Raw genomic sequence first — 20,484 nt, forward strand, 5'->3', positions numbered from 1 at the left:
TTCGCCCCGACAGAGACTCAAAACACCGCCCGTAAGGGTTGAACCGGCGGCCCCGCCCTTATTTCTGGGGCCGTCAAAGCCATTCCCCCCTTGCAGCCCGTGCCGCCATCCCTATAAGGCAGGACAATTTGCAAAATTAGGGGGCCGCCATGCCGAAACGTACCGACATCCAGTCGATCATGATCATTGGTGCGGGGCCGATTGTCATCGGACAAGCCTGCGAGTTCGACTATTCCGGCGCCCAAGCCTGTAAGGCGCTGAAGGAGGAAGGCTACCGCGTCATCCTCGTCAACTCGAACCCGGCCACGATCATGACCGATCCCGGCCTCGCCGATGCCACCTATATCGAGCCCATCACACCCGAAATCGTCGCCAAGATCATCGAGAAAGAGCGCCCCGATGCGCTGCTGCCCACCATGGGCGGCCAGACGGGCCTCAACACCTCGCTCGCGCTCGAAGAAATGGGCGTGCTGGAGAAATTCGGCGTCGAGATGATCGGTGCCAAGCGCGAAGCCATCGAAATGGCCGAAGACCGCAAGCTCTTCCGCGAGGCGATGGACCGTTTGGGCATCGAAAACCCCAAAGCCACCATCGTCACCGCGCCCAAGCGCGAGGACGGCAAGAAAGACCTCGCCGCTGGCGTGAACCTCGCGCTCGAAGCGCTTGAATACGTCGGCCTGCCCGCGATCATCCGCCCCGCCTTCACCATGGGCGGCACCGGTGGCGGCGTGGCCTACAACCGCGAGGATTATGAGTTCTACTGCCGCTCGGGCATGGATGCCTCGCCGATGGGCCAGATCCTCGTCGACGAGAGCCTGCTGGGCTGGAAGGAATACGAGATGGAGGTGGTGCGCGACACCGCCGACAACGCCATCATCGTCTGCTCGATCGAGAACATCGACCCGATGGGCGTGCACACCGGCGACAGCATCACCGTGGCCCCTGCGTTGACGCTGACGGACAAAGAATACCAGATCATGCGCAACCACTCCATCGCGGTGCTGCGCGAGATCGGGGTGGAGACCGGTGGTTCCAACGTGCAATGGGCGGTGAACCCTGCCGATGGCCGCATGGTGGTGATCGAGATGAACCCGCGCGTCAGCCGCTCCTCGGCGCTGGCGTCCAAGGCCACGGGTTTCCCCATCGCCAAGATCGCCGCGAAGCTCGCCGTGGGCTTCACGCTAGATGAGCTCGACAACGACATCACCGGCGTCACCCCCGCCTCCTTCGAGCCGACCATCGACTATGTGGTCACCAAGATCCCGAAATTCGCCTTTGAGAAATTCCCCGGGGCCGAGCCCAACCTGACCACCGCGATGAAATCGGTGGGTGAGACCATGGCCATTGGCCGCACCATCCACGAGAGCCTGCAAAAGGCGCTGGCCTCCATGGAATCGGGCCTTACAGGCTTTGACGAGGTGGAAATCGCCGGGCTCAACAACGACCTGCCCGGCGACGCGCCTGAGAATATGGCGGCGCTTATCAAAGCCGTGTCGGCGCCCACGCCCGACCGGATGCGCACCATCGCCCAAGCGATGCGCCACGGCATGTCGGATGACGATCTGCACGCGCATACGATGTTCGACCCGTGGTTCCTTGCCCGCATCCGTGAAATCATCGAGGCTGAGGAAGGCGTTCGCGCAAACGGCTTGCCAAGCGATGCCGATACCTTCCGCGAGTTGAAAATGATGGGCTTCACCGACGCCCGCCTCGCCATGCTGACCGACAGCCGCGAAGCACAGGTCCGCGACGCGCGGCTGGCGCTCGGCGTCAAGGCCGTGTTCAAACGCATCGACACCTGCGCCGCCGAGTTCGAGGCGCAGACGCCCTACATGTACTCCACCTATGAAACCCCGCTGATGGGTGAGGCGGAATGCGAAGCGCGGCCCTCGGACCGCAAGAAGGTCGTCATCCTCGGCGGTGGCCCGAACCGGATCGGTCAGGGCATCGAGTTCGACTATTGCTGCTGCCACGCCTGCTACGCGCTGACGGATGCGGGCTATGAAACCATCATGGTCAACTGCAACCCCGAGACGGTTTCGACCGACTATGACACCTCCGACCGCCTGTATTTCGAGCCGCTTACCTTTGAGCATGTCATGGAAATCCTGCGCGTCGAGCAGGAGAACGGCACGCTACACGGCGTCATCGTCCAGTTCGGCGGCCAGACCCCGCTGAAGCTTGCCAATGGTTTGCAAGAAGCGGGCATTCCGATCCTCGGCACCACGCCCGACATGATCGATCTGGCCGAAGACCGTGAGCGTTTCCAGCAGCTTGTGCTGAACCTCGGCCTGAAACAGCCGCGCAATGGCATCGCCCATTCTGATGCGGAGGCGATGGAAATCGCCAAGGAAATCGGTTTCCCGCTGGTGATCCGCCCCTCCTATGTTCTGGGCGGTCGCGCGATGGAGATCGTGCGCGATCAGGCCAGCCTTGAGCGCTACATCACCAATGCCGTGGTGGTCTCGGGCGACAGCCCGGTGCTGCTCGACAGCTACCTGTCGGGCGCGGTGGAGCTTGACGTCGACGCGCTCTGCGACGGCGAGAATGTCCATGTGGCGGGCATCATGCAGCACATCGAAGAGGCGGGCGTCCACTCCGGCGACAGCGCCTGTTCGCTGCCGCCCTACTCTCTTCCGCGCGAGGTGATCGAAGAGGTCGAAGAGCAGACCCGCGCGCTGGCCAAGGCGCTTAACGTCGTAGGCTTGATGAACATCCAGTTCGCGGTGAAGGACGGCGAGATTTACCTCATCGAGGTGAACCCCCGTGCCTCGCGCACCGTGCCCTTCGTGGCCAAGGCGACCGACAGCGCCATCGCCTCCATCGCCGCGCGGATCATGGCCGGCGAGCCGCTGAGCAATTTCCCGCAGCGCCCCGCCTACCCCGATCAGGCCGCCTATGAAGACACGCTGCCCTTGGGCGACCCGATGACGCTGGCCGACCCCAATATGCCTTGGTTCTCGGTCAAAGAGGCGGTGCTGCCCTTTGCCCGTTTCCCCGGCGTCGACACGCTGCTGGGGCCAGAAATGCGCTCCACCGGTGAGGTCATGGGCTGGGACCGCGACTTCCCCCGCGCCTTCCTCAAGGCGCAGATGGGCGCGGGCAACCCGCTGCCGCGCAAGGGCTGCGCCTTCCTGTCGGTCAAGGATGCGGATAAGGGGCAGAACATGCTGGATGCGGCGAAGATCCTGCTAGACCAAGGCTTTACCCTCATCGGCACCCGTGGCACGGCGGAATGGCTTACCGCCAATGGTCATGCCTGCGATGTGGTGAACAAGGTCTACGAGGGGCGCCCGGACATCACCGATATGATGAAGAACGGCGAGGTGCATCTGGTGATGAACACCACCGAAGGCGCACAGGCGGTCGAAGACAGCAAGTCGATCCGCTCCATCGCGCTCTATGACAAGATCCCCTATTTCACCACCGCCGCAGGCGCCCATGCCGCCGCATTGGCGATCAAGGCGCAGGCCGAGGATGCGATCGGCGTGAAAGCGCTTCAGGGATAAGGAAAAGGGGCTGCCCATCGGGCGGCCCCTTTCGCATTTGGGCATCGGTGCCCGCTTAGCTGATGATGCACCGGATCCAGCAAAGCTGAGGCGCGAAACGCATTCGCGTGGCATGCGAGACGTTGACCTCCGTGCCCTCCAAGCCGATCTGCGCAATCGGCTCGTGCATGAAAGAAGTCTCCACCAACACCAGACGGTCACCATTGGCCATCAGCGGCACCCGTTCGCGCGAAAGCCCCGCGATAAAGTCGAGGTCGAGCAGGCTGTCCAGCCCGATGCCTTGCGAGAAATCCACCGCCAAAATCCGGCGGTCCAGACTGTCGCAATTCAGAATGCACCGCACCTGGGTGACGCGCAGAGAGACTTCGTAACCGGTGAGCTGCTCCGCCACCGATTGCAGGCCCAAGAGATCAGCGGCGTTAATTGGCGTCGTCTGCCGCGACAGGCTGTCGGCGATGACGGCGGTGGCATCGGTCGCCATCCCGCGCACCCGAAAGGCATCGGTAAAGGTCAGCATCGCCATAATCGACCAGACCAACAACGGCAGCAGAACCAGAAAGGCAATCGTCTGGCTGCCCTCTTCCGACTGGACGAAACGTTTGAATACGATCCCCCTCATCCGCGCGGCTCCGTCACGAAAGCGGTGGTGACCCGCACGCCATATGTGCCATCCGACCCTTCGGGCAATTTCCGGCCCAAGCCTGTCCCCGGCAAAAGCGGATCGAACAAACGACAGACCCGCATCATCATCAGGTTGTTCTGCTGACCGGGCAGAAAACCATTGGCCGGGTCGAAATCCTCATCCCGGTCGACACAGGGGGCAGCCCCGTTCAGATCAGCCCAATCGGCAATCGGCATGGCGCGCATCTCGATCCGGATATTCTCGATGCAGCCCGCATCGAAAACCGACCGCTCACAAATCAGCGCCTTCATCGCGTCATAGCCTGGCACAGAACCGGTGGCCAAACGCACGTCCCGCACGGCCAAATTCGTGGCCCGGCGCAGCATGATCTCACGCGCGCTCCACAGGCCCGTCTCAAGCGCGAGGAAGAAGAAGTAAAAGACGAGCGGCAAGAGAATGACGAACTCAATGGTGACCCCGCCCGCCTCGGACCGGCGAAAGCGGTCTTTGACGAAGCGGATCATTTTGTCAGCCTCAACATAGAGATGGACGCCGCGATCATGTCGAAGGCGGTTTGGATCTCCAGACCCTGAACGTCGAAGTAATGGGCCTCGGAAGAGGCGCAGTCTTTCAACAGGCTGAGGGAGTTGGTGCTGTCGACATCCATGCCGATGGAATAGACCACGACGCCAGCGGTGTTCGCGACGCCGCAGATTTGGCGCAGACGGCGGTCCTTCTCGCTCGCGCTGATGGTGTCGTGCATGTTGTTCCAAAAACTATTCGCGCGGGAACTCCAAGTCTGCGATCCGCCCCACCAGCTTGTCGTCCGCCGCCGGCCATAGAGGTTATAGCCGTAGTAATATGGGGACATCTCGGCCCAAACCTCGGGCCAGTCGAGCCGTTCTTCCTGCCCCTGATCCCTATATTGCCTTAGACTGGGGTGATTGAGCAGTGTGTAATCATCCCACCTACGATCAGAGCCCCAAGGGTGGGTCGCATAAAAGTAGTCTTCAGGATAGGAATTATCCCCGTCGTATTCGTTGGAGCGTTCGGCAGAATCCACTGTATAGAACACCACCGACCCGTAATCGGTGCGGATCACATCCGACTCGCCGGAAGCATACTCAGGCTCAAGACGGTATTCCGGAAAGTTCTCACCATCCGTCATCAGCACCAGAACCTTCATACTGTTATCAGCCCCGTGCGGGTGCGGGCGGCCTTGAAACTCCTGCGGGACCAGACCGGCGTCGATCAAGCCGCTCACCGGCCCCTGTGCGGATGGGTCGAGCAAGGCCAGCCCCCACTTCGCACCAACGTCGATCGACGTCGACCCTTCGGCGGTCAAAGCGAGGATTTGCGATCTCAGCGCCGCGACCGAGTCTGACAAAGGAGTAATTTCAAAGCCTGCGTCTTTACGGCAAACCCATTGGCCCCTTTCCTGGTTGGAACTCGACATGCTCTGGAACTGGAAGTGCCCTGTCCGTTGCATCTGTTGTTGGGGGTCGATCGCCAAGGAACCATAGTCATTCCCATCGAAATCCACGCAGTGGGAATAGCTATGTTCGGTGGTTGTCGAATACTGGCCCAGCAGAGCTTCTCCCGCATTTACCTTGGTCGAATAGGGAATGATCGAAATCGATACGCGTCCCTCTTCGGTATCGCTTAGGATCGTATCGACGAAGTCGATGGCCGCATTCTTCAGCAGGGTCAGCTTGATCCCGCTGCGGTCGCTGGTCCTCTCCCCCATCGACCCCGACACATCCAACACCAGCGAAATCTCGATATCCTCAACCCGTTCGGTCGCCTCAGAGCTGATCGTCATCCCGAGTGAATCGATGTCGAAAAACCGGAAGAAATAGGTGTTCAGCCCGGCGGGGAGCGAGGCTTCGACGGTACGCCCCACCAGAATGCCGCCGATCTTTTCTTCGCTCGAGTCGATCACCACCTCGGAAGGATCGAGCCCCGCTGAGGTAAGATAGCTGCGCACGACTTCTTCAGGGTCGAGGTCTTGTGACAGGCTCGCCGCGGCGAGCACGGCATTATCGAGGTGGGTCTGAAAGGTGGTCCGCGTCCGCTCGTGGTTCGCCAGATCCACGGCCAGCCCGCCAAAGATCGTGATCCCGAAAAACACGACCAACATGAGGACCAGCATGCCGCCGCCCTCGTCCTTGCGAAAACGCTTTGCCCGCTCGCAAAGCATTCGACTGATAATACTGCGCCTCATGACACCTCTCTTTTTCGGAGGTTGAATCCGTAAGCAAATTCTGTGCTTTAGGCTGCGGCATCCGCGGATGGTGGACCTGTAAATCACGCGCCGGAGGGGCCGCTGCCTCAAAAAAACCCTGACTGTTCTCGTTCAATTAATGATTGCTAATGCTCAATCACTGCGCGCTTCCGGTTGCATAGTCAAGCCAGCGCGCGGGGGCCGGGGCGATCAAAATTCGCAACTGTAGCGGCATTCACACGTCTGCCCCGTCAAAGCCGTGGCAAGTCCTGTGCGGTTTCGCTAAAGTATGGAACCTGCACCTTGCTGCCCCCTGCATCAAAGTGCACCGACATGACAACGGCCCTTGCAATTCGCCCGGGGCTGCTCAGCTTTATCAGACCAGCCATGCCGTTGGAGAGAAAGGGATCACACCGATGTATCAAGCCGCCATCACCGGTACGGGCGTTTTCACGCCGCAGCAAACCATCACCAACGCCGAACTGGTCGAAGCCTTCAACGCCTATGCCGACCTCTACAATGCCGAGAATGCCGAGGCGATCGAAGCGGGCACCCTGGAGGCCAAGGCGCATTCTTCGGAAGAGTTCATCGTCAAAGCCAGCGGCATTGAACAGCGCTATGTCATGGATAAATCCGGCGTGCTGGACCCCAATGTGATGCACCCCCTGCTGCGCCAGCGCGCGGATGAGGAGCCTTCCCTCATGGCCGAAATGGCCATTGATGCCGCGCAAAAGGCGCTCGCCGCCGCTGGAAAGAGTGCCGAGGATGTGGACGCGGTGATCTGCGCCGCCTCCAACCTCGAGCGCGCCTATCCTGCCGTGGCCATCGAGATTCAGAAGCTTCTTGGCGTGAAGGGCTTTGCCTTCGATATGAACGTCGCCTGTTCTTCGGCCACTTTCGGCATTCAGGCGGCGGCGGATATGATCCGCTCCGGCTCCATCCGCTCCGCCCTCGTGGTGAACCCCGAGATTTGCTCCGCCCACCTCGAATGGCGTGACCGCGATTGCCACTTCATCTTTGGTGACGTGGCCACCGCCACGCTGCTGGAACGCGCCGAAGATGTCGAAGGCCCCTGTTTCGACGTCATCTCTACCCGCTGCGCAACCGAATATTCCAACAACATCCGCAACAACAACGGCTTCCTCCGCCGCTCCCGCCCCGATGGGCTGAGCGACCGGCGCGATATGCAGTTCATGCAGAATGGGCGCAAAGTGTTTAAGGAAGTGTTACCCATGGTGGCCGACCATATCGGCGGGCATATGGCCGACAACGGGTTGGAGTCCGCCGACCTCAAGCGCATCTGGCTGCATCAGGCGAATAAGTCGATGAACGATTTCATCGGGCGCAAAGTGCTGGGGCGGGAGCCTGAGCCGGGCGAACAGCCCAACATTCTGCAAGACTACGCCAACACCTCCTCCGCCGGGTCGATCATCGCTTTCGCCAAGAACTCCGACGATCTGGAAGACGGCGACACTGGGCTGATCTGCTCCTTCGGGGCGGGCTATTCCGTCGGCTCCGTCATCGTCAAAAAGCGCGGCTAACCCGCGGCGCCCGGCCCTAAGATCAGGGCGGGGTTTGCATCTTGATCCGCTGTCATGGGCGGCGTAACACCCTGCCCATGGCAAAGCTCTACTTCAATTACTCCACCATGAACGCCGGGAAATCCACGGTGCTGCTTCAAGCGGCGCATAACTATGTGGAACGCGGCATGGTGCCCTTTTTGCTCACCGCGCAGTTCGACAACCGCGCGGGCGAAGGGCGCATCGCCTCCCGTATCGGCATCGGGCAAGAGGCCGATACTTTCGCCCCGGGCGAAGACCTTCTGGCCAAGATCGAAGCCCGGTTGGAGCAAGGCCCCTGCGCCTGTATCTTTGTCGATGAGGCGCAGTTTTTGGAGGTCGAGCAGGTCTGGCAACTGGCCCGCGCGGTGGATGATCTGGGCGTGCCGATCATGTGTTTTGGCCTTCGCGTCGATTTCCGGGGTGAGCTTTTCCCCGGCTCCGCCACCCTGCTGGCGCTGGCCGATGAGATGCGCGAAGTGCGCACCATTTGCCATTGCGGCAAGAAAGCCACGATGGTCGTGCGCCGCGACGCCGAAGGGCAAGCGATGCGGGACGGCGCGCAGGTGCAGATCGGCGGGAACGAGACCTATGTCTCGCTCTGCCGCAAACACTGGCGCGCCGCTGTGGGCGACGGTTAAACCCGGTTTGGCGCGGTCTCTCCGTCGATGAAGGCTTGCAGATTGGCCACCGCCATCAGCCCCATATCGACACGGACCTCATGCGCCGCGGTGCCGAGATGCGGCAGCAGCACAACATTGTCGAGATCGCGTAGCGCCTGCGGCACCTTGGGCTCGAACTCATAGACATCCAAACCCGCACCGCCGATGCGCCCCGCTTGCAGGGCTTCGATCAACGCGGCCTCCTGCACCACATCGCCGCGGGCGATGTTGATCAAATGGGCATGGGGCTCCATCGCGCGGAGAACGGTTTCATCAACGAGATGCCGTGTCTCGCCGCCGCCGGGCACGGCGATGACAAGCACATCCACGGCTTCAGCCAGCGCGGTCAGGCTCTCGACACGGGTAGCGGGGAAATCGAGCTCTTTCTCACTGCGGTTGAAATAGCTGACCTGCATGTCGAACCCATAGTGGCAGCGCCGCGCGATGGCCTGCCCGATCCGCCCCATGCCAACGATGCCGACCCGCTTGCCAGTCAAATGCAGACCCAGCATCTGCGTTGGGTGCCAACCGGCCCATGCGCCGGAGCGCACCAGCCGCTCCCCTTCGGCAGCGCGGCGGGCGGACATGAGCATAAGCGTCATGGCGACATCCGCCGTGGCATCGGTGACGGCGCCGGGCGTGTTGGTCACCTCCACCCCCGCCGCGCGGGCCGCTGCCGCGTCGATGTGGTTATAACCGACGCCGAAATTGGCGAGGATCTTGCAGCGCGGCTCGGGCACATCGGCGAAAACCTCGGCCGAGAAAGCATCCCCCAGGGTCGGCATCACCCCGTCATAGTCGTGCAGCACGGCGCGCATTTCTTCGCCCGAAAGCGGCGCGGTTTCCTCGCGCACCGTCACTTCGCAGCCCTTCAACGCTTCGGTGACTTCTTTGGGCAAGGGTCTGGCAATCAATATCTTTTTCAATGCATCCGCCCTCCTTCGGGCACTTTTTGATCGGGCGACAAAAGCACGATCTCTCTGTCCTTGTCGGGCAGGCCGAGCACCAGCACCTCAGACATGAAAGGCCCGATCTGGCGCGCGGGGAAGTTAACCACGGCCACAACCTGCCGTCCAACAAGCGTTTCCGGTGTATAATGCGCGGTGATCTGGGCCGAGGTCTTACGCTCGCCGATCTCCTCGCCGAAATCCACCCAGATTTTGATCGCCGGTTTGCGTGCTTCCGGAAAGGCTTCGGCCCGGGTCACGGTGCCGACGCGAATATCGACCTTCAGGAAATCGTCGAAAGTGATCTCAGCCATTGGCCAGCTCCCGCGATCTGTCCGCCGCGGCGGCGACTGCGCGCTTGAGAAGGGGCGGGAAGCCTTCGGCCTCATCCATCAAAACCTCAAGCGCCGCTTGGGTCGTACCATTGGGGCTGGTGACGTTGACGCGCAGCTGCGCCGGATCCTCTTCAGCCTGCATCGCCAGCGCCCCTGCCCCGGCGACCGTCGCCTTGGCCAATTGCATCGCCAATTCCTCGGGCAGGCCTTGGGCCACACCGGCAGTGGTCATGCATTCGATCATGTGAAAGACATAGGCCGGGCCGGAGCCGCTGACCCCGGTGACCGCGTCGATCTGCGCCTCTTCGGTCAGGCGGACGACCTCACCCACCGCGCTCAGCAGCGTTTCGGCTTCATCCAGAGACCGGCTGCCCACCTTGGCGTTGCCGACGATGGCGGTGATCCCTTTGGAAATGGCGGCAGGCGTGTTGGGCATGGCCCGCACAATGGGCGTGTCCCCGCCGAGGACGCTTTCGAAATAGCCGATGGTCGTGCCCGCCGCGACGCTGACGAACAGCGTCTCACCATTGCCCATCGCCTGAAGCGTCGGCAGCGCGTCCGCCATCATCTGCGGTTTAACTGCCACCAGCACCACCGCTGGCGCGGCGGGCAGGTCGGCGTTCAGATTCACGCCGGTATCTTGCAGCCAATCGGACGGTTTCGGGTCCACGACCCAGACCGCGCTTGCCGACAGCCCCTTCGCCAGCCAGCCTTCCAACATGGCCGATCCCATTTTGCCACAGCCCAGCAAAACCAGACCGTCGCGTGCCACTCTCCCGTCTTTCATCCTATCCCCCGAAGTTGTTCGGGGACTTTGTTACGCCCGGCCGTAAGCCTCTGCAATGGCGACGTCCATCGCGGCCTTTGGGGATTGATCGCCCCAGACGAGCAATTGCAGCGCAGGATAGTAGCGTTCCGCGCTCATGACGGCGGCACCGATCATCGTGTCGATCTGCTCTGGCCCCGCGACCTGTCCGCCCGCCAAAACCAGCCCGTAGCGGTAGACCATCAACTGCTGATCGGCCCAGAAGCTGAAGGCCGCCGCCCAGCATTGATCGTTGACGAGGTTTAACAATTCGTAAAGCTCCGGCAGTTTTTCAGCCGGAGGCTCCATCTCAAAGGTGCAGATCAGGCGCAGCGTTTCGTCGTAAGCTGACCATGCCAGCGTGATCGAATAGGTCCGCCACTGCCCCTCGACCGCCATGGCGATCTGGTCATCCGCCACGCGGTCGAATTCCCAATCATGATGAGCCGCGAGATTTTCAACGATATCAATGGGGTGGATTTCTTCTTCAAGGTAATGCTCGGACAGGGCCATTTCGCCACCTCTCAATCTGCTCCACGGGGCGGGACCTGGCCCACCATGCATGGAAGCCTGCACAAATAGGCGTGTAAGTTCACATCACCTATACAAGATATGGTGCTTGCAGCGGAACAGTCTGGCAAGTTTTTTCTTGGGGATAACCACAATTGATAGGGGATAACCGCAATAACTTGTGGGTAAATCGCGGAAATCGTCTATAAATTGGAGGCAGGGGGCGCGACTGGCCGCAAACGGCCTCTGTCCACGCGAAGGATCGCCGCCCCGGCCCGGGGCGGCTGATCAAATTCTATCGGGTTCAGTCCTTGGCTTCGAGCTTGTCGAGCCGCGCTTTCAGCGCTTCGTTCTCTTCGCGGGCCTTCTGCGCCATGGCACGCACCGCGTCGAACTCCTCACGGGTGACGAAATCACGATCGGCGAGCCAACGGTCGAGCATGCCCTTGAAGGCGGTCTCGGCCTCGTCCTTGGCGCCTTGGGCGACGCCCATCGCGTTTGTCATCATCTGTGATACATCGTCGAAAAACTTGTTACGGGTCTGCATGTCTGGCCTCCGGAGGTTTGTTAGCCTCTATATGGGGCGCGCAGCCCTTACTCGCAAGGTTGACTTCCCCGCGCGGCCTTGCTCAATCAACAGCATGATAGCCATGCTCCCCTTCCCCGATATCGCGCCGGAAATCTTTTCGGTGACCCTGTTTGGTTCCACCTTCGCGCTGCGCTGGTATGCGCTGGCCTATATCGTGGGCATTCTGCTGGGCTGGCGCGTCGCCACCGCGGCGGTCAAACGGCCCCATCTGTGGAAGAACGACACGCCGGTCATGAAGCCCGGTCAGGTCGAGGACCTGCTCTTTTGGGTCATTCTGGGCGTGATCCTTGGCGGGCGTTTGGGCTATGTGCTGTTTTACCAACCGGCCTATTACCTGTCGAACCCCGCCGCGATCTTGCAGCTTTGGGAGGGCGGCATGTCCTTCCATGGCGGGGCGCTTGGGGTCATTCTGGCGGGGCTTTTCTATACATGGCGGCACCGGATTCTGGTGATTTCGACCGGGGATATGGTCTGTCTGGGGCTGGCGCCGGGGCTGTTTTTGGGGCGGCTTGCGAATTTCATCAATGCCGAACTCTGGGGCCGCCCGACCGATCTGCCTTGGGGCGTGGCCTTCCCCGGTGAAGCGGCGCAGTTCTGCCCCGATGTGGCGGGCATCTGCGCGCGCCACCCCTCGCAGCTCTATGAGGCGCTGCTGGAGGGGCTGCTCTTGGGCGGCGTCCTGCTCTGGATGGCGTGGAAACGCGGCGCGCTTAAAATGCCGGGGCTGATCGGCGGCACTTTCCTTGCGGGCTATGGCGCGGCGCGGTTCGCGGTGGAGTTCCTGCGCCAGCCCGACGCGCAATTCGTCACCCCCGGCAACCCGCTGGGGCTGGCGTGGCATATCGGCGGCTGGGGGCTGACCATGGGGCAAATCCTATCGCTGCCGATGATTGCCGTGGGCGTCTTCCTCATCATCCGAGCGCGGCGGCAGGCATGAGCCTGAAGGACCATCTGCTCACACGGATCGCGCTGGAAGGGCCGATGCGGCTGGACGCTTATATGCAGTCCTGCCTGCTGCATCCCGAGTGGGGGTACTATACCACCCGGGCGCCTTTCGGCCCGGAGGGGGATTTCATCACCGCCCCCGAGATCAGCCAGATGTTTGGTGAGTTGATCGGCCTGTCGCTGGCGCAAAGCTGGCTAGATCAGGGCGCCCCCTCCCCCTTCACTTTGGCCGAGCTTGGGCCGGGCCGGGGGACATTGATGGCCGATATCCTGCGCGCCACGGCGCGGGTGCCGGGGTTTCAGGCGGCGGCACAGGTCACGCTGGTCGAAGCCTCTCCTTCTTTACGCGATGTGCAGCGCGAGACGCTGCGAGGGGCCGAGGTCACTTGGGCCGAGAGTGCCGCTGACCTGCCAGATGCGCCGCTGTTCCTCGTCGCCAATGAATTTTTCGACGCGCTGCCAATCCGGCAATTCATCCGCCAAGGCGCAGGCTGGGCCGAGCGCCGGGTGGGCGCGGCAGAGGGGGCGCTGACCTTTGGCCTCGGCCCCGTGACCCCACAGCCTGCCCTTACCCATCGGTTGGAGGATACGAAGGACGCCGACCTTGTTGAGCTTTGCGCCCCGGCGGCGGAGATCATGCAAGAGATCGGCAAACGCATCGCGGCCCATGGCGGGGCGGGGCTGATCATCGACTATGGCGATTGGCGCGCCTTGGGCGACACGCTGCAAGCGCTGGAGAACCACAGCCCCGCCGATCCCCTCGCCAATCCCGGGCAGGCCGACCTGACCGCCCATGTCGATTTCGAGGCGCTGACCCGCGCCTGCCCCTGCCCCCATAGCCGCGTGGTCACCCAAGGCGTTTTTCTGGAGCGGCTGGGCATCACCCCCCGCGCGCAGAAACTGGCCGAGGCGCTGACCGGCGACGCGCTCAGCAACCATATTGCCGCACATCGACGGTTGACGCACCCGGCGGAAATGGGAAACTTGTTCAAAGTGATGGGGCTCTACCAAAAAGGTCAGACCCCGCCCCCGGGGACAGAAGTATGACGCTCGAAATTCTGACATCCGATGCGCTTGCGCCTTTGCGGCACGGGTTTTTCACCCGCCGTGGCGGCGCGTCATCGGGGGTGTTTTCCGGGCTGAACTGCGGCAGCGGCAGCTCGGACCAGTCCGAAATCGTGCGCATCAACCGCGCCCGCGCCGCCGAGGCGATGGGCCTGCCTGCCGACCATCTTGTCGGCGTGCATCAGGTACATTCCGCCACCGTCGTCACGGTGACGGAGCCGCAGGACGACAAACCCCGCGCCGATGCCTTGGTCACCAAAACCCCCGGCATCGCCCTGTCGATCCTGACCGCTGACTGTCAGCCTGTGCTCTTCGCCGATGCACAAGCCGGCGTGGTCGGCGCGGCGCATGCTGGCTGGCGCGGTGCGCTTGACGGGATACTCGAAGCGACCGTCGATGCGATGGTCGATCTCGGCGCCACCCGTGAAAAGATCACCGCGGTGATCGGCCCCTCCATCAGCCAGCGCGCCTATGAGGTCGGGCCGGAGTTTCTGGACAACTTCATGAATGCCGACCCCGAGTTTGCCCGCTACTTTGCCCAAGGCGAAGGCGACCGACTGCATTTCGACCTGCCCGGCTTTGGCCTGAACCGGCTGCGCGCGGCAGGCGTGGGCCATGCGGAATGGACGCGGCATTGCACCTACGCCGATGCCGCGCGATTCTATTCCTACCGGCGCACGACCCACGCCAAAGAAGCGGACTATGGCCGCTTGCTCTCGGCGATCACCCTCTGAACGGGGCGAGATTGCGGCAAAGCCTGCCCGCTTCGCGCCGCATTGCTGTCGCGAAATCTGGCACAATCAGCCCTTTGCGGCCCCATTGTTTCTCGCACCCCCTGCAAACCACCGAAAATTAACACTTTTCGAAGTATGGCAAAGGCGCCCCAAATCGCCCTTCGAACCCGTCAATTTCCCACAAGTTTCTCGCCCACGGTCAAAAACCGGCCCGATTGCACTGCGATAGTGGATGCAACGATGCCCGCGTGACCCGAAGAGGAACAGAGCCATGAAAAAGAACCCGCGCTTCATCAAATCCGTTGTCGAGACAGCGGCCAAGAACGACACCGTCATGCCTTGGGCCCGCGGTGCGCGCCGCGCCGCTTTCATCGCCAAACGCTCGGGCAACGCGCCGGCCCGCAAGACCGCCTGAGAAGTTCCCCCCGGTACCGGTGCCACGCGCTCGGTATAGCAGACCGCCCCTCGTGCCGTTGATTCGTTGCGAGGGGCGTTTTCATGCGAATATGGCGATCACGCACCCGGCCCGGAAACAGCCCCCGCATTCAGCCGAGATTGGCGCGCAAAGCGCAGCGCTCAGGCCGGATATTTTGACAAATCCCGCAGAACATGGCGCAGTATCCGTCAGCCCGCGCCGGTGCATGCCGCCCACGGCACCGCTGAGCCGGGCCGACAAAGGGTTTTGCATGACTGAGACCGCCACCAAAGCCGAAGGCCCGCCGCCCGCGCCGATGCGCAGCTATGAAGTCGCCGCGCTCCGCGCCGACGGGTCGCTCTATATCGGGCAAGACACCGCCCCCACTGCGCCACTTTTCGAAGCCGCTTTCGCGGCCTTCGCCCGCGGGACGCCAATCCAAACGGTGCAGGGCGACATCGCCATCGAAGATCTCCAGCCCGGCGACATGATCCACACGAGTGCCGGAGGTCCGGCGCAGTTGATCTGGATCGGGTCGAGCCGTTTCATCCCGGCGGACAGTGGGCGGCTGCCCCTCATCCGCATCATGCCCGACAGTTTCGGCGAGGGGCGCCCGAGTTCGTTCCTCACCCTCGGCCCCGCCGCACGGGTACTCCAGACGCCGCCCCACCTGCGGGCCGAGGCGGAGGGCAGCCGCCTGCTCACCCCGCTGTGCGAATTCGTGGATGGGGTCAATGTGATCGAGGTCACCCCGCCAACTCCGGTGCGCCTGTTTCATATCTGTCTGTCGCGCCATGCGGTGATCAAGGCAGGCGGGCTAGAGATGGAGACGTTTCACCCCGGCGCTCAAGCGCTGCGTGACGCAACACCCGGCCTGCGGGATCGCTTTCTATCCATGTTTCCGCAGATCGCGCATGGGCGGGATTTCGGCCCCCTCGCCCACCCCCGCGCGCCCGAGGCGGCAGAAGACCGCGCCGACAGCTGATCTCAAGGCGCTGTCGACAGCCGCGCTTCCAACACGTCGAAGGGCACGCCGGGCTCATCCTTGGCCCCGCGGATCACGAGGCTGGTCTTCACGCTTTCCACATTGGGCGTGGTCAGCAATTGCCCGGTCAGGAAGCTTTGAAAGCTCGACAGATCCGGTGCCACGCATTTGAGGATGAAATCGACCTCACCGTTCAGCATATGGCACTCGCGCACCAGCGGCCAACCACGGCATTTCTCTTCAAACGCGCTCAGATCAGCCTCGGCCTGACTGGCCAGCCCGACCATGGCGAAGACCTGCACCTCAAAGCCCAGTTCACGCGCATCGACATCTGCATGATAGCCTTTGATATAGCCCTGCTCTTCCAAGGTGCGCACCCGGCGCAAACAGGGCGGTGCAGAGATGCCGACACGTTTGGCCAGTTCGACATTCGTCATCCGGCCATCAGATTGCAACTCGGCCAAGATCATCCGGTCTATCGGATCAAGTCGTGTACCCGCCATAACATCCTCAGTGAATTTTCGATTCTTATAGCAGCCTGCGTGGTACGCGCAATAAAGTTTCACACAAGCGCAATATTCTTTATCGCGCCCCTTGAGGCCGACCGCCCTCACCGCTCACGCAAGCGTAATGACGGGGCGGTGACGGCAGGGGTTTAACGGCTTCGCGGCTATCGCTATATGAGGCGGGCAATATCAATGACAGCCCGGGGGCGCCAGATGGCCGAGACACGTAAAACCAAGGTACTGATCATCGGCTCCGGCCCTGCGGGCTATACCGCCGGGGTCTACGCAAGCCGCGCCATGTTGGAGCCGATCCTCGTGCAGGGGATCGAGCCGGGCGGCCAGCTGACCACCACCACCGAGGTCGAGAACTGGCCCGGCGACAGCGAGGTGCAGGGCCCCGACCTGATGATCCGCATGCAGGACCACGCCAAGGCCATGGGGACCGAGATCATCGGCGACATCATCACCGACCTCGACCTGTCGAGCCGCCCGTTCCACGCCAAGGGCGACAGCGGCACGACTTACGTCGCCGATTCCGTGATCCTCGCCACCGGGGCGCGGGCCAAGTGGCTCGGGCTGGAGAGCGAAGAAAAGTTCAAGGGCTTCGGCGTCTCGGCCTGTGCCACCTGCGATGGGTTCTTCTATCGTGGTCAGGAGATCGTGGTCATCGGCGGCGGCAACACTGCCGTGGAAGAGGCGCTGTTCCTCACCAACTTCGCCTCCAAGGTCACGCTGATCCACCGCCGGGACGAGCTGCGCGCCGAGAAGATCCTGATCGACCGGTTGATGAAGAACCCCAAGATCGAGCCGCTGTGGTTCCATGAGTTGCATGAGGTCTACGGCACCGACAACCCGCTCGGCGTCGAGGGCGTGAAGGTCAAACACACCAAGACCGGCGAGATCACCGACATCCCCGCCAAGGGCGTCTTCGTGGCCATCGGCCATGCGCCTGCCAACGAGTTGGTCAAAGACACGCTGGAGACCCACATGGGCGGCTATGTCGTGACCAAACCCGACAGCACCGAGACCTCCATCCCCGGCGTCTTTGCCGCAGGCGATTTGACCGACCACAAGTACCGCCAAGCGGTGACCAGCGCCGGCATGGGCTGCATGGCAGCACTCGAAGCCGAGCGCTTCCTTGCCGAAGTGGGCGACGATGACGGCAAAGATACCTCCCTCCCGCTCGGCTACGGGGCCGAGGTGAAGGAAGACGTTTAACTCAGACGAAGGCGCGGCGGAGATAATTCCGGTTTCCGCCGCCCCTCAGTACCCGAATTGCAGGCCACCCTCGGATCATGGGATTTCGGCCTTTAACGGGGCGACACCCCTTAGTTCTATAGACTTTTCACATCTTTTGCAGCTATGGCAGCCGGGACCAAAGCCGCCTGTTCCCTGAAGAAAAGTGATAGTCATGATGCCCAGCAACCTCACGCCGATCCCCGAACTCTACGTCTCTTACGAGTCTTCGCAAAAGCTGAAGGTGGAGGCGGGCAATCTGGTGAGCCTCGACCTCACCCCGCGCCAGATCTGCGATCTGGAACTCTTGATGAACGGCGGCTTCAACCCGCTGAAAGGGTTCTTGGGCGAAGAGGACTACGACAGCGTGGTCGAGAATATGCGTCTGGCGGATGGCTCCCTCTGGCCGATGCCAATCACCCTCGACGTGACCGAGGCTTTCGCCGAGAAGCTGGAAGTAGGGCAGGACATCGCCCTGCGCGACCAAGAGGGCGTGATTCTCGCGACCATGACCGTCACCGACCGCTGGACCCCGAACAAATCGCGCGAGGCCGAGAAGGTCTTTGGCGCCGATGACGAGGCGCATCCGGCGGTGAACTACCTGCACAACCAGGCGGGCAACGTTTATCTCGGCGGCCCCGTGACCGGCATCCAGCAGCCCGTGCACTACGACTTCCGCGCCCGCCGCGACACGCCCAACGAATTGCGCGCCTATTTCCGCAAGCTGGGCTGGCGCCGCGTCGTGGCCTTCCAAACCCGCAACCCGCTGCACCGCGCGCATCAGGAACTCACCTTCCGCGCCGCCCGTGAAGCGCAGGCCAACTTGCTGATCCACCCCGTTGTCGGCATGACCAAACCCGGCGATGTCGATCACTTCACCCGCGTGCGCTGCTATGAGGCGGTGCTCGATAAGTATCCTGCCGCCACCACCTCCATGTCGCTCTTGAACCTCGCCATGCGCATGGCTGGCCCGCGCGAGGCCGTCTGGCACGGGCTGATCCGCAAAAACCACGGCTGCACCCATTTCATCGTGGGCCGCGACCACGCTGGCCCCGGCAAGAACTCCGCCGGTGAGGATTTCTATGGCCCCTATGACGCGCAGGAATTGTTCCGCGCGCATCAGGAGGAGATGGGCATCGAGATGGTCGATTTCAAACACATGGTCTGGGTGCAGGAACGCGCGCAATATGAGGCCATGGATGAGATCAAGGACAAGGACAGCGTCACCATCCTGAACATCTCGGGCACCGAGCTGCGCCGCCGCCTGCGTGAAGGGCTGGAGATCCCTGAGTGGTTCTCCTTCCCCGAGGTCGTGAAAGAGTTGCGCCGCACCTCCCCGCCGCGCTCCAAGCAGGGTTTCACTGTCTTCTTCACCGGGTTCTCCGGCTCGGGTAAATCCACCATTGCCAACGCGCTGATGGTCAAGCTGATGGAGATGGGCGGCCGCCCGGTGACGCTGCTGGATGGTGACATCGTGCGGAAAAACCTCAGTTCCGAACTCGGCTTCTCGAAAGAGCACCGCGATCTGAACATCCGCCGCATCGGCTATGTCGCAAGCGAGATCACCAAGAACGGCGGCATCGCCATCTGCGCACCGATCGCGCCCTATGCCGCCACCCGCCGCGCGGTGCGCAAGGATGTGGAAAGCTTTGGTGCCTTTGTTGAAGTGCATGTCGCAACCTCCATCGAGGAATGCGAACGCCGCGACCGTAAGGGGCTCTACAAGCTGGCACGGGAGGGCAAGATCAAGGAATTTACCGGCATTTCCGACCCCTACGATGTGCCGCAGAACGCCGAACTGGTGCTGGAGACCGAGAATGTCGAGGTCGACAACTGCGCGCATCAGGTGTTGCTGAAGCTCGAAAGCATGGGGCTGATCGCGGGGTAAGCCGCTCAGTCTCTGCTAAGAACAACGCAGCCCCTCGGGGCTGCGTTTTACGTTTGGGGTCAGGCCATCTCGGGCATGAAGACTTGGCCCGACATCACCACACGCCCCTGCCCCGCCACGCGGACACCGGTGATCGCATCGCGGGGGCCAAGCACCTCGACCTCCGCCCGTCCGGGGCGGCCCATGAGGTACCCCTGCTCGGCCACGAAATTCGGGCTGTCAATCAATCCGCGCGCCCAGAGACAGGCTGCCATGGCACCCGTCGCCGATCCGGTGAAAGGGTCTTCGGCGGGGCTGGGCGGGGCCAGCAGCAGCCGCGCATAGGTATTGCCCGCAGCGGTCGCGCCCTCGAGGGTGACCCAAAAAGGCTCCATCATATCGCTGCCCTGCCCCAGATGGGCATTATAGGCCGCGAGCGCCTCGGGGTTGAGTTTCAGCCCTTCCAAGGCGGCGCGACTGCGCAGAACGGTGACACAGAACGGCAGCCCGGTAGAAACTACCTGCGGCGGCGCGATGATATCCTCGGGTACCAAGCCGCCCACCTTGGCGACGAGATCGGCAGGCACTTCCTCCCCGAAAACCGGCGCGATCTGGGTCATGGCGATCTGGGAGCCGCGCACCTCGACCTCAACGATCCCCGCGCCGGTCTCCAACCGCAGTGGCCCTTCGCCGATCAACCCGCGATGGCGCAGCGCTGCGACGGTGGCGATGGTGGGATGGCCCGCAAAGGGTATCTCACGACTGGCGAGGTAGTATTTCACCTTGAAATCCGCGACCTCCGACGGGCCGGTAAAGGTGCATTCCACGAGGGATGTTTCGCGCACATAGGCCATGCATAGCTCATCCGGCAGCCCTGCCCCGCCATGCACCACGGCGCAGCCATTGCCGCCAAAGACTTGGTCGGTAAAGGCGTCTACCCAGTCGAAATCGAAATCCATAAGACTGCTC

20 protein-coding genes are annotated in these 20,484 nt (G+C 62.3%); 10 read left to right on the top strand and 10 right to left on the bottom strand.

What is annotated here, in order from left to right:
• Window positions 1-149 precede the first annotated feature (149 nt).
• Window positions 150-3,509: a carbamoyl-phosphate synthase large subunit gene (gene carB / locus ACGYK2_RS07245; RefSeq protein ID WP_271688124.1), complete on the top strand. Its 3,360-nt coding sequence runs from the start codon at window positions 150-152 to the stop codon at window positions 3,507-3,509.
• A gap of 55 nt (window positions 3,510-3,564) precedes the next feature.
• On the opposite strand, the gene ACGYK2_RS07250 is transcribed toward carB, so the two are convergent.
• The 3 genes from ACGYK2_RS07250 to ACGYK2_RS07260 are packed head-to-tail and all read right to left on the bottom strand — an operon-like array spanning window position 3,565 to window position 6,355.
• The gene (locus ACGYK2_RS07250) at window positions 3,565-4,128 is read right to left on the bottom strand and encodes a TadE/TadG family type IV pilus assembly protein (protein ID WP_271688126.1); all 564 of its coding nucleotides are present in this window, start codon (window positions 4,126-4,128) and stop codon (window positions 3,565-3,567) included.
• Window positions 4,125-4,655, bottom strand: a complete 531-nt coding sequence (locus ACGYK2_RS07255) for a TadE/TadG family type IV pilus assembly protein (protein WP_271688127.1) — start codon at window positions 4,653-4,655, stop codon at window positions 4,125-4,127. Before ACGYK2_RS07255 ends, ACGYK2_RS07250 begins: the two co-directional genes overlap by 4 nt.
• Window positions 4,652-6,355, bottom strand: coding sequence for a TadE/TadG family type IV pilus assembly protein (locus tag ACGYK2_RS07260; RefSeq protein ID WP_271688128.1), 1,704 nt, complete (start codon window positions 6,353-6,355; stop codon window positions 4,652-4,654). The genes ACGYK2_RS07255 and ACGYK2_RS07260 overlap by 4 nt, the downstream gene beginning before the upstream one ends.
• A gap of 416 nt (window positions 6,356-6,771) precedes the next feature.
• On the opposite strand from ACGYK2_RS07260, the gene ACGYK2_RS07265 reads away from it, so the two are divergent.
• The gene (locus ACGYK2_RS07265) at window positions 6,772-7,896 is read left to right on the top strand and encodes a beta-ketoacyl-ACP synthase III (RefSeq protein ID WP_271688129.1); all 1,125 of its coding nucleotides are present in this window, start codon (window positions 6,772-6,774) and stop codon (window positions 7,894-7,896) included.
• 77 nt (window positions 7,897-7,973) lie between these two features.
• A complete protein-coding gene (locus ACGYK2_RS07270) occupies window positions 7,974-8,555 on the top strand; it encodes a thymidine kinase (RefSeq protein WP_067267300.1) in 582 nt (193 codons plus the stop codon).
• On the opposite strand, the gene ACGYK2_RS07275 is transcribed toward ACGYK2_RS07270, so the two are convergent.
• From ACGYK2_RS07275 to ACGYK2_RS07295, 5 genes are all read right to left on the bottom strand, one after another.
• Entirely contained in the window at window positions 8,552-9,502 is a 951-nt protein-coding gene (locus ACGYK2_RS07275) for a D-glycerate dehydrogenase (protein WP_271688131.1), read from the bottom strand. The genes ACGYK2_RS07270 and ACGYK2_RS07275 overlap by 4 nt on opposite strands.
• Window positions 9,499-9,837, bottom strand: coding sequence for a tRNA-binding protein (locus tag ACGYK2_RS07280; RefSeq protein WP_271688133.1), 339 nt, complete (start codon window positions 9,835-9,837; stop codon window positions 9,499-9,501). Before ACGYK2_RS07280 ends, ACGYK2_RS07275 begins: the two co-directional genes overlap by 4 nt.
• A complete protein-coding gene (gene proC / locus ACGYK2_RS07285) occupies window positions 9,830-10,645 on the bottom strand; it encodes a pyrroline-5-carboxylate reductase (protein ID WP_271688134.1) in 816 nt (271 codons plus the stop codon). The genes ACGYK2_RS07280 and proC overlap by 8 nt, the downstream gene beginning before the upstream one ends.
• Before the next feature lie 30 nt (window positions 10,646-10,675).
• Window positions 10,676-11,176 carry a YbjN domain-containing protein gene (locus ACGYK2_RS07290; RefSeq protein ID WP_394374270.1) on the bottom strand — a complete coding sequence of 167 codons (501 nt, stop codon included), beginning with the start codon at window positions 11,174-11,176 and terminating at the stop codon, window positions 10,676-10,678.
• A gap of 301 nt (window positions 11,177-11,477) precedes the next feature.
• On the bottom strand, window positions 11,478-11,720 hold the full coding sequence (locus ACGYK2_RS07295) for an accessory factor UbiK family protein (protein ID WP_067267308.1): 243 nt from the start codon (window positions 11,718-11,720) through the stop codon (window positions 11,478-11,480).
• 94 nt (window positions 11,721-11,814) lie between these two features.
• Between ACGYK2_RS07295 and lgt the strand changes: the two genes are divergently transcribed.
• The 5 genes from lgt to ACGYK2_RS07320 all read left to right on the top strand — a co-directional run bounded on the left by lgt (window position 11,815) and on the right by ACGYK2_RS07320 (window position 15,906).
• A complete protein-coding gene (gene lgt, locus ACGYK2_RS07300; protein ID WP_271688138.1) occupies window positions 11,815-12,699 on the top strand; it encodes a prolipoprotein diacylglyceryl transferase in 885 nt (294 codons plus the stop codon).
• Entirely contained in the window at window positions 12,696-13,754 is a 1,059-nt protein-coding gene (locus ACGYK2_RS07305; protein ID WP_271688139.1) for a class I SAM-dependent methyltransferase, read from the top strand. The genes lgt and ACGYK2_RS07305 overlap by 4 nt, the downstream gene beginning before the upstream one ends.
• A complete protein-coding gene (pgeF, locus tag ACGYK2_RS07310) occupies window positions 13,751-14,506 on the top strand; it encodes a peptidoglycan editing factor PgeF (protein ID WP_209218251.1) in 756 nt (251 codons plus the stop codon). Before ACGYK2_RS07305 ends, pgeF begins: the two co-directional genes overlap by 4 nt.
• Before the next feature lie 271 nt (window positions 14,507-14,777).
• A complete protein-coding gene (locus tag ACGYK2_RS07315) occupies window positions 14,778-14,921 on the top strand; it encodes a hypothetical protein (RefSeq protein ID WP_271688141.1) in 144 nt (47 codons plus the stop codon).
• Window positions 14,922-15,192: 271 nt separating this feature from the next.
• The gene (locus tag ACGYK2_RS07320) at window positions 15,193-15,906 is read left to right on the top strand and encodes a Hint domain-containing protein (RefSeq protein WP_271688143.1); all 714 of its coding nucleotides are present in this window, start codon (window positions 15,193-15,195) and stop codon (window positions 15,904-15,906) included.
• 2 nt (window positions 15,907-15,908) lie between these two features.
• Here ACGYK2_RS07320 and ACGYK2_RS07325 read toward each other — a convergent pair whose 3' ends face one another.
• Window positions 15,909-16,409 carry an Lrp/AsnC family transcriptional regulator gene (locus tag ACGYK2_RS07325; RefSeq protein WP_067267317.1) on the bottom strand — a complete coding sequence of 167 codons (501 nt, stop codon included), beginning with the start codon at window positions 16,407-16,409 and terminating at the stop codon, window positions 15,909-15,911.
• Between the two features lie 216 nt (window positions 16,410-16,625).
• Here ACGYK2_RS07325 and trxB point away from each other — a divergent pair, with 216 nt between their 5' ends.
• A complete protein-coding gene (trxB, locus tag ACGYK2_RS07330; protein WP_271688145.1) occupies window positions 16,626-17,630 on the top strand; it encodes a thioredoxin-disulfide reductase in 1,005 nt (334 codons plus the stop codon).
• A 193-nt stretch (window positions 17,631-17,823) separates the two neighbouring features.
• The gene (locus ACGYK2_RS07335; RefSeq protein ID WP_271688146.1) at window positions 17,824-19,536 is read left to right on the top strand and encodes a bifunctional sulfate adenylyltransferase/adenylylsulfate kinase; all 1,713 of its coding nucleotides are present in this window, start codon (window positions 17,824-17,826) and stop codon (window positions 19,534-19,536) included.
• Window positions 19,537-19,595: 59 nt separating this feature from the next.
• Here the strand turns inward: ACGYK2_RS07335 and ACGYK2_RS07340 are convergent, their stop codons facing one another.
• Window positions 19,596-20,474 carry a PhzF family phenazine biosynthesis protein gene (locus ACGYK2_RS07340; RefSeq protein WP_271688148.1) on the bottom strand — a complete coding sequence of 293 codons (879 nt, stop codon included), beginning with the start codon at window positions 20,472-20,474 and terminating at the stop codon, window positions 19,596-19,598.
• Between the last annotated feature and the right edge of the window lie 10 nt (window positions 20,475-20,484).

The sequence above is a fragment of the Sulfitobacter sp. 1A10359 genome, from assembly GCF_043558145.1.
GTDB classification, from domain to species: Bacteria; Pseudomonadota; Alphaproteobacteria; order Rhodobacterales; family Rhodobacteraceae; genus Sulfitobacter; species Sulfitobacter faviae.

Excerpts from the sequence above, each read along its gene's own strand:
- ACGYK2_RS07270 (WP_067267300.1), top strand. The coding sequence starts at position 7,974 with ATGGCAAAGCTCTACTTCAATTACTCCACCATGAACGCCGGGAAATCC.
- ACGYK2_RS07265 (WP_271688129.1), top strand. The coding sequence starts at position 6,772 with ATGTATCAAGCCGCCATCACCGGTACGGGCGTTTTCACGCCGCAGCAA.
- pgeF (WP_209218251.1), top strand. The coding sequence starts at position 13,751 with ATGACGCTCGAAATTCTGACATCCGATGCGCTTGCGCCTTTGCGGCAC.
- ACGYK2_RS07335 (WP_271688146.1), top strand. The coding sequence starts at position 17,824 with ATGATGCCCAGCAACCTCACGCCGATCCCCGAACTCTACGTCTCTTAC.
- trxB (WP_271688145.1), top strand. The coding sequence starts at position 16,626 with ATGGCCGAGACACGTAAAACCAAGGTACTGATCATCGGCTCCGGCCCT.
- ACGYK2_RS07290 (WP_394374270.1), bottom strand. The coding sequence starts at position 11,176 with ATGGCCCTGTCCGAGCATTACCTTGAAGAAGAAATCCACCCCATTGAT.
- ACGYK2_RS07250 (WP_271688126.1), bottom strand. The coding sequence starts at position 4,128 with ATGAGGGGGATCGTATTCAAACGTTTCGTCCAGTCGGAAGAGGGCAGC.
- ACGYK2_RS07340 (WP_271688148.1), bottom strand. The coding sequence starts at position 20,474 with ATGGATTTCGATTTCGACTGGGTAGACGCCTTTACCGACCAAGTCTTT.
- ACGYK2_RS07325 (WP_067267317.1), bottom strand. The coding sequence starts at position 16,409 with ATGGCGGGTACACGACTTGATCCGATAGACCGGATGATCTTGGCCGAG.
- ACGYK2_RS07315 (WP_271688141.1), top strand. The coding sequence starts at position 14,778 with ATGAAAAAGAACCCGCGCTTCATCAAATCCGTTGTCGAGACAGCGGCC.
- ACGYK2_RS07255 (WP_271688127.1), bottom strand. The coding sequence starts at position 4,655 with ATGATCCGCTTCGTCAAAGACCGCTTTCGCCGGTCCGAGGCGGGCGGG.
- carB (WP_271688124.1), top strand. The coding sequence starts at position 150 with ATGCCGAAACGTACCGACATCCAGTCGATCATGATCATTGGTGCGGGG.
- ACGYK2_RS07260 (WP_271688128.1), bottom strand. The coding sequence starts at position 6,355 with ATGAGGCGCAGTATTATCAGTCGAATGCTTTGCGAGCGGGCAAAGCGT.
- lgt (WP_271688138.1), top strand. The coding sequence starts at position 11,815 with ATGATAGCCATGCTCCCCTTCCCCGATATCGCGCCGGAAATCTTTTCG.
- ACGYK2_RS07280 (WP_271688133.1), bottom strand. The coding sequence starts at position 9,837 with ATGGCTGAGATCACTTTCGACGATTTCCTGAAGGTCGATATTCGCGTC.
- ACGYK2_RS07295 (WP_067267308.1), bottom strand. The coding sequence starts at position 11,720 with ATGCAGACCCGTAACAAGTTTTTCGACGATGTATCACAGATGATGACA.
- proC (WP_271688134.1), bottom strand. The coding sequence starts at position 10,645 with ATGAAAGACGGGAGAGTGGCACGCGACGGTCTGGTTTTGCTGGGCTGT.
- ACGYK2_RS07305 (WP_271688139.1), top strand. The coding sequence starts at position 12,696 with ATGAGCCTGAAGGACCATCTGCTCACACGGATCGCGCTGGAAGGGCCG.
- ACGYK2_RS07320 (WP_271688143.1), top strand. The coding sequence starts at position 15,193 with ATGACTGAGACCGCCACCAAAGCCGAAGGCCCGCCGCCCGCGCCGATG.